Genomic DNA, 12720 nt, shown 5'->3' with positions numbered 1-12720 from the left:
CGTACGGTCGTGGACGGCCTGTTCAGCCCACCCGCCGGCCCGCGCGGTCGTGGGGGAGCCGCTCTACGCGGACCGGCCGAGGGCCGAGGCCGGCGCCCGTCCCCCGGCCCCCGCCCTGCGCGCGGCGAGCCGCGGCAGCGCGTACGGCAGGCTGCCGTACCAGAGACGGGCCGCCGCGTAGCCGAAGCCGAGGCAGACCACCCCGCCGACCGCGTCCAGCCAGAAGTGGTTGGCCGTGGCGACGATCACCACCAGGGTGACCGCCGGATACAGCAGCCCCAGCACCCGCGCCCACGGCACCGACGCCAGCGCGCAGACGGTCAGCCCGCACCACAGCGACCAGCCGATGTGCATCGACGGCATCGCCGCGTACTGGTTCGACATGTGCTTGAGGTCGCCGGAGGCCATCGAGCCCCAGGTGTGGTGTGCCATCACGGTGTCCACGAAGTGCCCGCCGCGCATCAACCGGGGCGGCGCGAGCGGGAACAGATAGTAACCGAGCAGGGCCGCACCCGTGGTCGTGAACAGCACCAGCCGGGTCGCCGCGTACCGGCCGGGATGCCACCTGTACAGCCACACCAGCACCGCGAGCGTGATGACGAAGTGCAGTGTGGCGTAGTAGTAGTTCATCCCGATGATGAGCCAAGTCACCGAGTTGACGGCGTGGTTGATCGTCTGCTCCACGCCGACGCCGAGCGCGTGCTCGGCCCGCCAGATCCAGTCCGCGTTGCGCAGCGCCGCCGTCCGCTGTTCCGGGACGGCGTTGCGCACCAGCGAGTACGTCCAGTAACTCACCGCGATCAGAAGGATCTCGAACCACAGCCGGGGCCGGCGCGTCAGGCGCGGCCGGCCGGCCGGACCCTGCCCGTGTTCGCCCGTGACGGCCCGCGGAGCGGCCACTTTCTCGCGACCGTCCGGCTCTGTCACGGTCGAGTCACTCATGGTCACAGAGTCTGCCAGAAAAGGATTCCCCGGCCGATCATCCCAAGGTTGGGTCCGGAGCGCACCTTCTGGGGTGGCCGGGGCCGCTAGGACGGGCGCGGCGCCGAGGCGGTCGAGCCGCGCACCACCAGCTCCGGCATGAACACGAACTCGCTGTGCGGCGCCGGGGTCCCGCCGATCTCCTCCAGCAGCGTGCGCACCGCCGCCTGCCCCATCGCCGGGACCGGCTTGCGGACCGTCGTCAGCGGCGGGTCGGTGAAGGCGATCAGCGGGGAGTCGTCGAAGCCGACCACCGAGACGTCCCGGGGTACTTCGAGGCCCCGCTGCCGGGCCGTGCGTATCGCGCCCAGCGCCATCATGTCGCTGGCGCAGACCACCGCCGTGCAGTCCCGCTCGATCAGCGCCGCAGCGGCGGCCTGGCCGCCCTCCAGCGTGTACAGCGAGTGCTGGACCAGCTCGCTCTCCACGGTCCGCGCGGCGAGCCCGAGCTGGTCCTGCATCGCCCGGACGAAGCCCTCGATCTTGCGCTGCACGGGCACGAACCGCTTGGGTCCGAGGGCGAGGCCGATCCGGGTGTGTCCCAGCGAGACGAGGTGCGTCACCGCGAGCGCCATCGCCGCCCGGTCGTCGGGGGAGATGAACGGGGCCTGCACCTGCGGCGAGAACCCGTCCACCAGCACGAACGGCACGCCCTGCGCCCGCAGCCGCTCGTAGCGCTGCATGTCGGCGGTGGTGTCGGCGTGCAGTCCGGAGACGTAGATGATCCCGGCGACCCCGCGGTCCACCAGCATCTCGGTCAGCTCGTCCTCGGTCGACCCGCCGGGGGTCTGCGTGGCGAGCACCGGGGTGTAGCCCTGGCGGGTCAGCGCCTGGCCGATGACCTGGGCCAGGGCGGGGAATATCGGATTCTCCAGCTCCGGCGTGATCAGCCCGACCAGGCCCTCGCTGCGCTGCCGCAGCCGGACCGGGCGCTCGTAGCCCAGGACGTCCAGGGCGGCGAGCACGGATTGGCGGGTGGTGGCGGCGACGCCCGGTTTTCCGTTGAGGACCCGGCTGACGGTCGCTTCGCTCACCCCCGCCTGCGCAGCGATGTCGGCAAGCCGTGTGGTCACGCCACTGGACTGTACCGGTCGGCCCCGCCCTTGCACACCGGCCGGACGCCGGGCGCGGCCGGCCGGCCGGCCCGCCGTGGGTTGCTGCCTCATCGCGGCTCCCTCGATTCATGATGGCAAGAGCTTGCAGAGTCTTGCACAAGTGTCCGTCGGCAGCCGAACGGTTACGACCGGGTAACCATCGTGTTCCCTTGCACTTTTTTGCTGCAAGGTCTTTCGCAACTCTTACATCGCTGTTACGTTCCCTGTCGCCCGGCCGCGGCAACGGCGCAGTCGGCAAGTCGCGGGGGAGCGGGCGGGACCGCCCCCCGTACCACTCGGGCTTAACCCTCAAGGAGAACTCATGCGGCGTGGCATAGCGGCCTCCGCGCTGGTGGCGTCCCTCGCCCTGACGGCGACGGCGTGCGGCGGGAGCGACAGCGACAGCGGGAAGTCGGACGGCCCGGTCACCATCACCTGGTGGGACACCTCCAACGCCACCAATGAGGCGCCGGCGTACCAGGCCCTGGTCAAGCAGTTCGAGGCCGCGCACAAGGACGTCAAGGTCAAGTACGTCAACGTGCCCTTCGACCAGGCGCAGAACAAGTTCGACACCGCGGCCGGCGCCACCGGCGCCCCGGACGTGCTGCGCTCCGAGGTCGGCTGGACCCCGGCCTTCGCCAAGAAGGGCTTCTTCCTGCCGCTGGACGGCACCGAGGCCCTCGCCGACCAGGCCAAGTTCCAGCCCAGCCTGATCAAGCAGGCCCAGTACGACGGCAAGACCTACGGCGTGCCGCTGGTCACCGACACCCTCGCGCTGGTCTACAACAAGGCCCTGTTCGAGAAGGCCGGCGTCACCGGGGCCCCCAAGACCTGGGACGAGCTGAAGACCGCCGCCGCGAAGATCAAGGACAAGGCCGGCGTCGACGGCTACTGGGGCTCCACCCAGGCCTACTACGCCCAGCCCTTCCTCTACGGCGAGGGCACCGACACGGTCGACGTCGCCGCCAAGAAGATCACCGTGAACTCGGCCGCCGCCAAGAAGGGCTACGGCACCTGGCAGAGCCTGTTCTCCGGCAAGGGCCTGCACAAGGCCGACACCACGGCCGACGCCTACGCCCACATCCAGGACGCCTTCGTCAACGGCAAGGTCGCCGCGATCATCCAGGGCCCCTGGGAGATCACCAACTTCTACAAGGGCTCGGCGTTCAAGGACAAGAACAACCTCGGCATCGCCACCGTCCCGGCCGGCTCCACCGGCAAGGCGGGCGCCCCGACCGGCGGCCACAACCTGTCGGTCTACGCCGGCTCGGACAAGGCCCACCAGGAAGCGGCCCTGGAGTTCGTGAAGTTCATGACCTCGGCGAAGGCCCAGGAGACCATCGCCCTGAAGAACTCCACCCTGCCCACCCGCTCCGACGCCTACACCGCGAACGTCAAGGCCGACCCGGGCATCGCCGGCTACCAGGGCGTCCTGGCCGCCGCCCAGCCCCGCCCGGCGCTGCCCGAGTACAGCTCCCTGTGGGTCCCGCTCGACACCGAGCTGGCCAAGGTCGGCGGCGGCAAGGAGTCGCTGGACAAGGCCCTGGACAACGCCGAGCTGGCCATCTCCAAGCTGGTGGACGGCTTCGCCAAGTGAGTCCGCGTGGCCGCCGGACCCTCCCGCCGTGACGGAGGGGAGGGCCCGGCGGCCACCGCCCTGTGCCCAGCCCAACCCCTGATCCTTTGAAGGTGTCGAACCATGACAGTCGCCATCGACCGCGCCACCGGCAAGCGCCGCGGTGACCGCGCGCCTCGTCCCGGGCTGGGGCAGCGCGTCAAGAACGGCTTCCAGAAGTACTGGTACGCCTACGCGATGATCGCCCCGGTGGTCGTCGTCCTCGGCGTCCTCGTCGGCTACCCGCTGGCGCGCGGCTTCTACCTCACCCTCACCGACGCCAACAGCCTCAACTCGGCGCGGACGATCGGCGTCAACCACATCGACGCCACGTACGACTTCATCGGCCTGGACAACTACCGGGACATCCTGTTCGGCCCGACCGCCTACGACCGGTTCTGGTCGCACTTCCTGTGGACCGTCTTCTGGACGGCCGCCTGTGTCGCCCTGCACTACTGCCTCGGGCTCGGCCTCGCGCTCATGCTCCACCAGAAGCTGCGCGGCCGTACCGTCTACCGGCTGCTGCTCGTCCTGCCCTGGGCCGTGCCGACCTTCGTCACCGTCTTCTCCTGGCGGATCATGCTCGCCGACTCCGGCGCGCTCAACCAGCTCCTCGGCACCCTCCACCTGCCCCAGCCGGAATGGCTGGAGGACACCTTCTGGCAGCGGTTCGCCGCGATCATGGTGAACACCTGGTGCGGTGTGCCGTTCATGATGCTCTCGCTGCTCGGCGGACTGCAGTCCATCGACTCCACGCTCTACGAAGCCGCCGAGATGGACGGCGCGAGCGCCTGGCAGCGCTTCCGCCACGTCACCCTGCCCGGGCTGCGCGCGGTCAGCTCCACCGTGGTCCTGCTCGGCATCATCTGGACCTTCAACCAGTTCGTCATCATCTTCCTGCTGTTCGGCAGGAACTCCGCCCCGGACGCCCAGATCCTCGTCACCTGGGCCTACCAGCTGGGCTTCGGCCAGCAGCCGCGCGACTTCGCCCAGTCCGCCGCCTACGGCGTGCTGCTGCTGTCGATCCTCACCGTCTTCACCTCCTTCTACTTCCGCTGGCTGAAGCGCAATGACCAGCTCGCCGTCTGACGCCGCAGGAGCCGCCGCCATGAGCACCACCGCCCTGGACCCCACCGAGACCGCGCCGGCCCCCGCCGCCGCGCCCGTCCGCCGCACCCGCCGGCGCGGCGAACGCGGACCGCTCGGCACCGCCCTGCTGCACGGCGGCCTCGCCCTGGCCAGCCTGATCGCCCTCGCCCCGGTGGCCTGGCTGTGCTACCTCTCCCTCGGCCCGGACAAGGACGACTACCTCCACCCGGGCCAGATCGCGGGCAAGCTGACCTTCTCCAACTACGGCTTCGTGCTCCAGCACACCGGCTTCTTCGACTGGTTCTGGTCGACGATGATCGTGGCCCTCGGCACCACCGTCATCGGCGTCCTGGTCGCCGCCACCACCGGCTACGCGGTGTCCCGGATGCGCTTTCCCGGCTACAAGCAGCTGATGTGGGTCCTGCTGCTCACCCAGGCCTTCCCGATCGCCATCCTGATCGTGCCGATGTACGAGATCTTCAGCGAACTCGGCCTCATCGACACCTACTGGGCGCTGATCGCCGTCAACTGCTCCACCGCCGTGCCGTACAGCGCCTGGCTGCTCAAGGGGTACTTCGACACCATCCCCTTCGAGATCGACGAGGCCGGGCGCGTGGACGGGCTCACCCCCTTCGGCACCTTCTTCCGGCTGATCCTGCCGCTGGCCCGCCCGGGCCTGGCCGTCGCCGCGTTCTACACCTTCATCACCGCCGTCGGCGAGGTCGCCTTCGCGACGACCTTCCTGCTGGACGACTCCAAGTACACCTTCGCCGTCGGCCTGCAGACCTTCGTCAGCGAGCACGACGCCCAGTGGAACTACATGGCCGCCACCGCGGTGCTGATCGCGATACCGGTGACGGTGTTCTTCTACCTCGTGCAGAAGAACCTGGTCACCGGCCTCACCGCCGGCGGCACGAAGGGCTGACGCCCGCCACCGGACCGGGCGGGCCGCGGTGGCCCGTTCCACCCCGCCGCCACCGCGGTCCCGCCCCGCACCCCCGGCCGTCCGCCGCCGGCCCACCGACCGCCCACCACGCCCCGTCACGTATCAAGGACGCCATGAGCCAGCAGCACTCCGCCGCACCGGCCCGCCGCCGCGCCGCCGTCACCGTCGCCGACCACCGCGACTGGTGGCGGGACGCGGTCATCTACCAGGTCTATCCGCGCAGTTTCGCCGACGGCAACGGCGACGGCATGGGGGACCTGGCGGGCGTACGCTCCCGCCTGCCGTACCTGCGCGACCTCGGCGTCGACGCGGTGTGGCTCAGCCCCTTCTACGCCTCCCCGCAGGCCGACGCCGGCTACGACGTGGCCGACTACCGCGAGGTCGACCCGATGTTCGGCTCCCTGCTGGACGCCGACGCGCTGATCCGCGACGCCCACGAGCACGGCCTGCGCGTCATCGTGGACCTGGTCCCCAACCACTCCTCCGACCAGCACGAGTGGTTCAAGCGCGCCCTCGCCGAGGGCCCCGGCTCCCCGCTGCGCGAGCGCTACCACTTCCGCCCCGGCAAGGGGGAGAACGGCGAACTGCCGCCCAACGACTGGGAGTCCATCTTCGGCGGCCCGGCCTGGACGCGGGTGCCGGACGGCGAGTGGTACCTGCACCTGTTCGCGCCCGAGCAGCCCGACTTCAACTGGGAGCACCCGGCCGTCGGCGACGAGTTCCGCTCCATCCTGCGGTTCTGGCTGGACATGGGCGTGGACGGCTTCCGCATCGACGTCGCCCACGGCCTGGTCAAGGCCGAGGGCCTGCCCGACCTCGGCTCGCACGACCAGGTCAAACTGCTGGGCAACGACGTCATGCCGTTCTTCGACCAGGACGGCGTGCACGCCGTCTACCGCCAGTGGCGCCGCATCCTCGACGAGTATTCGGGCGAGCGCATCTTCGTCGCCGAGGCGTGGACCCCGACCGTCGAGCGCACCGCGAACTACGTCCGCCCCGACGAACTCCACCAGGCGTTCAACTTCCAGTACCTGGCGACGGCCTGGGACGCCGAGGAGCTGCGGACGGTCATCGACCGCACCCTGGACGCGATGCGCCCCGTCGGCGCCCCCGCCACCTGGGTGCTGTCCAACCACGACGTCACCCGGCACGCCACCCGCTTCGCCAACCCGCCCGGCCTCGGCACCCAGATCCGTACGGCCGGCGACCGCGAGCTGGGCCTGCGCCGCGCCCGCGCCGCCACCCTGCTGATGCTCGCCCTGCCCGGCTCGGCCTACCTCTACCAGGGCGAGGAACTGGGCCTCCCGGACGTCGTGGACCTGCCCGACGAGGTGCGCCAGGACCCGGCGTACTTCCGGGGCGCCGGCCAGGACGGCTTCCGCGACGGCTGCCGGGTGCCGATCCCGTGGACCCGTACGGGCTCCTCCTACGGCTTCGGCGGCGGCGGCAGCTGGCTGCCCCAGCCGCCCGCCTGGGGCGAGCTGAGCGTGGAGGCGCAGACCGGTGTGCCCGGCTCCACGCTGGAGCTGTACCGGGCGGCGCTCGCGGCCCGCCGGGCACACCCCGACCTGGGCGCGGGGGAGTCCGTGGAGTGGCTGCGCGCCCCCGAGGGCGTCCTCGCCTTCCGGCGGGGCGACTTCGTGTGCGTGGCCAACACCACCGGGGCGGACGTCACGGTCCCGTCCCACGGCCGTGTCCTGCTCGCCAGCGGCGAACCGGTCGAGGCGGACGGCGGGACGAAGGTGCCCGCCGACACCACCGTCTGGTGGACCACCACCGACTGACGCCGTCCGGAAGTTCTTGCATCAACCTCACCAGGGCCCGCCGCCCCCGGGCGGCGGGCCCTCACCCTCCGCGTCGCGCAAGCTTGCCGAAAGATTGCAGCCGGCGTCCTTGCCGCCCCGGCGGGGAACTAGGGTGACGCCGTTGCCGTAGAACAGGAGCGCCCATGCCGCAGATCACAGTCGACTACTCCGACCTCATGGAGGACGCCTTCGACCGCGAGGGCTTCGCGCGGGCGCTGCACGAGGCCACCGTGGAGATCGCGGCGGCGAGGCCGGAGGCATGCAAGACGCAGTTCCGGCCCGGCACGTTCACGGCGTTCGGGTACGAGGACCCCGGGGCGCGCGGGCACGCCGTCGCGCACGTGACGTTCGGACTGCTCGCCGGGCGCACCGACGAGACGAAGGCGCGGCTGGCGGAGACCGCCGTGGAGCTGCTCCGCAAGCACGTGACGGGCGGGACGTTCACCCTGCACGCCTCCGCCGAGGTCCGGGACCTCGACCCGTCCTACCGCACGTTCGAAGGCTGACCCGCTCAGGAACCGAGGGCGACGAGCCGGCCGATCAGCTCCGCGAAGGGGCCGTCGGCCGGCTCGTCCTTCACCATGGTGCGCAGCAGCTCGGCCATGTCCTCGTCGTGGGCGGCGCCGACGGCGGCCAGCGCGGCGAAGTCGTGCACGAGCTGGAGCTCCAGCTCGGCACGCGGCACCCGCCGGCCCTCCAGCCAGATGAGGGCCGTGGACTCGGCGAGCGAGATCCAGGAGCGGACCACCAGTTCGAGGCGCGGGGACGCCTCGGTCACGCCTAGGTGCGTCAGGATCTGGTCATAGGCGGCCTGCCGCACGGAGTCGATGAGCGCGTTGGTCGCCGACGAGCCGACCGCCGGGCCGCCGCGCAGCAGCGCCGAGAAACCGGGGCCGTGCTCGTCCACGAAGTCGAAGTAGCGGCCCATCACCCGCAGCAGCCGGACGCCGAGCGGGCCCTCGCGCGGCTCGTCGAAGCGGCTCGCCAGATCCTCCGACGCCCGCTTCAACGCGGCCTCGTACAGACTGAGTTTGCCCGGGAAGTAGTGGTACACCAGCGGACGCGAGATGCCCGCCGCCGTGGCTATCTCGTCGATGGAGACCTCGTCGGGCGAGCGACGGCTGAACAGCTCCAGGGCGACGCCGATCAGCTGCTGCCGACGCTCCTCGACGCCCATCCTGCGGCGAACCCCGGTACTCATACGAACACCTTACCGAGCGGATTCGGCCGCCGGTGATCACATGTCGAGCACCAGCCGGCCGCCCCGGGCCCGGGAGACGCAGATCAGCATCGAGTCGTGCCGCTCGGCGTCCGTGAGCAGCTCGTCCCGGTGCTCGACCTCGCCCTCCAGCACCCGCTGCTGGCAGGTCCCGCAGAAGCCCTGCTCACAGGAGTAGGCGGTGTGGGGCAGCTCCCGGCGCACCGCGGCCAGCACGCTGGAGCCGGCCGGGACCGTGACCGTCCGCCCGCTGCGGCGCAGTTCCACCTCGAACCCGGCGTCGCCGCCGGCCCCGGCGTGCGGCGCGAACCGCTCCAGGTGCAGGGTGGCGCCCGGGGGCAGCGCTTCCCCGACGGCCGCCATCAGCCCCTCGGGACCGCAGCAGTACACCGCCGTGCCCGCGGCCGTGTCCGCGAACAGCGCGGCCAGGTCCGGCCGGCCGTCCTCGTCCTCGGCGACGAGCGTCAGCCGGTCGCCCGCGAGCCCCGCCACCTCGTCCAGGAACGGCATCGAGGCCCGTGTCCGCCCGCCGTACAGCAGCCGCCACTCGGCGCCGTCCGGCAGGGCCCGCAGCATGGGCAGGACCGGGGTGATGCCGATGCCGCCGGCGACGAAGACGTAGGCGGGCGCCGCGACCAGGGGGAAGCGGTTCCTCGGTCCGCGCACCTCCAGTTCCATGCCCTCGGCGAGCTGCTCGTGCACCTCGCGCGAGCCGCCCCGGCCGTCCGCGACCAGCCGGGCGGCGAGGGTGTAGGCGGAGGTGTCCGCGGGGTCCCCGCACAGGGAGTACTGCCGGACGAGCCCCGACGGCAGCACCAGGTCGACATGCGCCCCGGGCTCCCAGCGCGGCAGGTCGCGGCCCTCCAGGCGCAGCCGCACGACCCCGTCCGCGACGGTCTCGTGCGCGGTGAGCAGCAGCCGCAGGGGCTTTTGGCGGGACCGGCCGGAGACCGGCGGGTCCAGGGCGGGCAGCGGCCACAGCGGCGAGACCCGCACGCGGCGGCGCAGGGCCCGCCGGGTGAGCAGGGCGGCGGTCGTGGCGCCCGCGACGATCGCGGCGGTGCGCGGCCCCCGCATCACGCGGCCCTCCGCTCGGCCGCCGTGGCCGCGGGGGAGGCGGCCAGGTAGGCGAGGGCCTGCTCGGTGTCGCCCTCCCGCGAGGGGTGGTAGCCGCGGCCCAGATAGCGGGGTATGGACCGCAGCATGTCCCCGGTCCCGGGCAGCAGGCCCCGCCTGCCCCGGTCGTAGAAGTCCTTGAGGCCGGCCTTGCCGTCGGTGAGGAGCGGGTCGTTCTCCATGAAGAACCGCGTCCCGCGCTGCCACAGGAACACCAGCGCGGTGAAGGCGGCGGCCCAGGTGCGGACCCGCCGGCGGTAGCTCCCGTCGAGGTGCGTGAACAGCTCGAAGGCGACCGAGCGGTGCTCGACCTCCTCCGCGCCGTGCCAGCGCAGCAGGTCCAGCATGGTCGGGTCGGCGCCGCGCCGGTCCAGTTCCCCCGCGTTGAGCACCCAGTTCCCGAGGAACGCCGTGTAGTGCTCGATGGCCGCGATCAGCGCGACCCGCTCCAGCAGCCACCACCGGCGCGGCCGGCCCGGCGGCAGCGTCCGGTCGCCGAGCAGCTTCTCGAAGAACCAGTCGACCTGCGCGGTGTACGGCGTGGGGTCCAGCCCCAGCTCCCGCAGGCGCGGCAGCACCCCGTCGTGCGCCTGGGAGTGCACGGCCTCCTGCCCGATGAAGCCGATGACGTCCTCGCGGAGCCGGTCGTCCCGGATCAGCGGCAGCGCCTGCCGGTACACCCGCACGAACCAGCGCTCCCCGGCGGGCAGCAGCAGGTGCAGCACGTTGATGGTGTGCGTGGTGAAGGGATCCCCCGGCACCCAGTGCAGCGGTGTGGCGTCCCAGGAGAAGGACACGTCGCGCGCCTTGAGCGGCACCCGGGCCTGCGTATTAGACATGGCGTCAATGTACTGATGGGTAGCGCGGCTGAGAACCCCCCGCGCCCCACCTTGTCGACGCCGGTGCCGGCTACCGCAGCCCGCTGATCTCCCGGCCGTCCTCCGACACGCCCTTCAGCTCGGCCCGCGCCCCCCGCTCGGCCCGCGCCACCAGCAGCGGCCCCGTCCCGGACGCGGTGACCCCGCCCGTCGCCTCGATCGACGCCGTGTCCTTGCTGCCCGCGGCCAGCAGGTACCAGGTGCCGCCCGCCGACTTCCACAGCACCCCGGCCAGCACCCGCGGATCGCGCGGCCCGCAGGCCGGGACGTCCGTGCCCTTGGCGACGACGGCCCCGGCCGCCCCGCCCGGCGCCCGGAACTGGGCCAGCGCGGCCGTGCCGTCGCCGCGCCAGGTCTCCGCCCGGGTGCACACCCAGGTGCCGGTCCCTCCCCCGCCTGCCGGGCGGGGGGAGCCCCATGCCGCCTCGCCCGCGCCGGGCAGCGGCTGCTCGGCGAACGCCCAGGCATTGACGCTGCGGACGCCCGCCGAGCGCATGGCCGTCAGCGAGCAGGCGAACGGCGCCCAGGTGCGCAGCCCCCGCGCGCCGGAGGCGTCCTCGGCCGCGCCGGGCCGGCCGGCCGTGAGCCGGGCCGGGACCAGCTCGCCGAGATCGGTGCCCAGGTGCGTGCCGGTGGCGTCGGTCAGCTGGAGCACGGTCCACGACGCGCAGTCGCCGGGCCGCACGGCGGGGCTGGCCAGCGGCTCGGTCACGCCGTCGGCGAGGCCGAGCGGGAGGGCGGCGGCGTCCGGCCTGGTCAGGTCCCGGCGCGCCGCCTTCGTCACCCAGGGAGCGGTCAGATAGCGGACGTTGCCGTCGGAGCGGCCCAGCACCAGCGCGCTCGCCCCGGGGCCCGTCGCGCCGTCGACCCGGGCGAAGTCCAGGGCCGCGCCCCGGGTGCCGTCCTTCGGCTCGGCGTAGCGGGCGACGCGCAGGCCGTCGTAGAGCAGCACCACCCGGGCGGCGTCGACCTCGCCCGCGTACAGCAGCTGGGGCGGGCCGGCCGGGCCGCCGGTCGGCGTGCCCGGGGTCGCCGAGACCCGGACGCTCCGCCCGGGGCGGGCCCACACGGCCAGGGCGCGGCGCAGCAGGGCCGGGTCGCCGGTGAGCGGGCCGCGCGCGGGCCACACGGAGAAGCCGGTGCGGTCCGCCGTCCGCCAGGCGGCCGGGGAGACACGGGTCAGCCTGCCGGGGTCGAGGGCGGCCTCGGCGGCGGGGTTGTCGGCGTACGCGGGCGCGGCGGCGCCGTCGGGGCCCCAGCCGCCGCTCGGCGAGGCCACCAGCGCGCCGCACACCGCGAGCGCGGCGGCGGCGGCGAGGACGGCCTTGGTGTGCTGGCGGCGGCGCATCAGGTCGGTGGGCCGGGCCTGGAGCGTGCACGGGTCGAACTCGGGGGAGGAGAGCAGCCCCGGGTGCGCGGGCACCCGGTTGGCGGAGGCCAGCGCGCCGCCCGGGTCGGACACGCCGGCCGCCTTCAGCAGCTCGCGGACGTCCGCGTCGGGCAGCTGCTCCAGTCCGCGCAGCACATAGGCGGCGCGGGCCGGGGCCGACAGGGCGCCCAGCCGCTGGTCGAGGGCGAGCGCGTCGGCGCCGCCGGAGCGCGGGAACAGCTTCAGCCCCCACACCTGCGGCAGCGGGGCGAGGCGGGGCAGGCCCTTGCGGGGGCGGGCCGCCGCCAGGGCCGCGCGCAGCACCCGGGCGCGCAGGTAGGCGTACTCGGGGTCGTCGTCCCGGCCCCCGCCCTGGGCCGGGACCAGGGGCGGCTTCGAGCGGCCGCGGGGCAGGGCGCGCTGGGCGAGGGCGTGTGCGGTCAGCACGCGGCGGCCGCGGCCGAGGCCCGGGGGCAGCAGGAGATAGGCGAGCCGGACCAGCCGGGGATAGTGCTCGACGAACGCGGCCTCGGCCTGCTCGACGTCGACCGGGCCGGTGCCGGCGGAAGGGGCGTGACGCGGGGAGACATCCTGTGACTGCACGTCCG

Annotated in this window: 11 protein-coding genes; 5 read left to right on the top strand and 6 right to left on the bottom strand. The window is 73.0% G+C overall.

Translation table 11 applies throughout. The annotated features are described in order from the left end of the window. Positions 1-63 precede the first annotated feature (63 nt). Positions 64-942 (bottom strand): phosphatase PAP2 family protein, encoded by an 879-nt coding sequence (locus ACZ63H_RS23950; RefSeq protein WP_469868156.1) that lies wholly within the window; start codon positions 940-942, stop codon positions 64-66. Positions 943-1028: 86 nt separating this feature from the next. Continuing rightward, the gene (locus tag ACZ63H_RS23945) at positions 1029-2054 is read right to left on the bottom strand and encodes a LacI family DNA-binding transcriptional regulator (RefSeq protein WP_469868154.1); all 1026 of its coding nucleotides are present in this window, start codon (positions 2052-2054) and stop codon (positions 1029-1031) included. 343 nt (positions 2055-2397) lie between these two features. On the opposite strand from ACZ63H_RS23945, the gene ACZ63H_RS23940 reads away from it, so the two are divergent. The 5 genes from ACZ63H_RS23940 (at position 2398) to ACZ63H_RS23920 (ending at position 8036) form a co-directional block, all read left to right on the top strand. Then, entirely contained in the window at positions 2398-3672 is a 1275-nt protein-coding gene (locus ACZ63H_RS23940; RefSeq protein ID WP_469868152.1) for an extracellular solute-binding protein, read from the top strand. A 102-nt stretch (positions 3673-3774) separates the two neighbouring features. Further along, positions 3775-4779 (top strand): carbohydrate ABC transporter permease, encoded by a 1005-nt coding sequence (locus ACZ63H_RS23935; RefSeq protein ID WP_469868150.1) that lies wholly within the window; start codon positions 3775-3777, stop codon positions 4777-4779. Between the two features lie 19 nt (positions 4780-4798). Beyond that, on the top strand, positions 4799-5704 hold the full coding sequence (locus ACZ63H_RS23930) for a sugar ABC transporter permease (RefSeq protein ID WP_469868148.1): 906 nt from the start codon (positions 4799-4801) through the stop codon (positions 5702-5704). 134 nt (positions 5705-5838) lie between these two features. Next, positions 5839-7509, top strand: a complete 1671-nt coding sequence (locus ACZ63H_RS23925; RefSeq protein ID WP_469868146.1) for a glycoside hydrolase family 13 protein — start codon at positions 5839-5841, stop codon at positions 7507-7509. 164 nt (positions 7510-7673) lie between these two features. Next, on the top strand, positions 7674-8036 hold the full coding sequence (locus ACZ63H_RS23920; RefSeq protein ID WP_469868144.1) for a 5-carboxymethyl-2-hydroxymuconate Delta-isomerase: 363 nt from the start codon (positions 7674-7676) through the stop codon (positions 8034-8036). Between the two features lie 5 nt (positions 8037-8041). Here the strand turns inward: ACZ63H_RS23920 and ACZ63H_RS23915 are convergent, their stop codons facing one another. The 4 genes from ACZ63H_RS23915 to ACZ63H_RS23900 all read right to left on the bottom strand — a co-directional run bounded on the left by ACZ63H_RS23915 (position 8042) and on the right by ACZ63H_RS23900 (position 12715). Further along, the gene (locus ACZ63H_RS23915; RefSeq protein WP_469868142.1) at positions 8042-8731 is read right to left on the bottom strand and encodes a TetR/AcrR family transcriptional regulator; all 690 of its coding nucleotides are present in this window, start codon (positions 8729-8731) and stop codon (positions 8042-8044) included. Between the two features lie 36 nt (positions 8732-8767). Then, positions 8768-9826 (bottom strand): PDR/VanB family oxidoreductase, encoded by a 1059-nt coding sequence (locus ACZ63H_RS23910; protein ID WP_469868229.1) that lies wholly within the window; start codon positions 9824-9826, stop codon positions 8768-8770. Next, on the bottom strand, positions 9826-10704 hold the full coding sequence (locus ACZ63H_RS23905; RefSeq protein WP_469868140.1) for a metal-dependent hydrolase: 879 nt from the start codon (positions 10702-10704) through the stop codon (positions 9826-9828). The genes ACZ63H_RS23910 and ACZ63H_RS23905 overlap by 1 nt, the downstream gene beginning before the upstream one ends. A 70-nt stretch (positions 10705-10774) precedes the next feature. Beyond that, positions 10775-12715, bottom strand: coding sequence for a hypothetical protein (locus tag ACZ63H_RS23900; RefSeq protein ID WP_469868138.1), 1941 nt, complete (start codon positions 12713-12715; stop codon positions 10775-10777). Positions 12716-12720: the final 5 nt, after the last annotated feature.

This window comes from Streptomyces sp. NPDC104831 (assembly GCF_055583025.1).
Note: the sequence above shows the minus strand (reverse complement) of the source record. Positions and strands in the feature narration are given on the sequence as shown.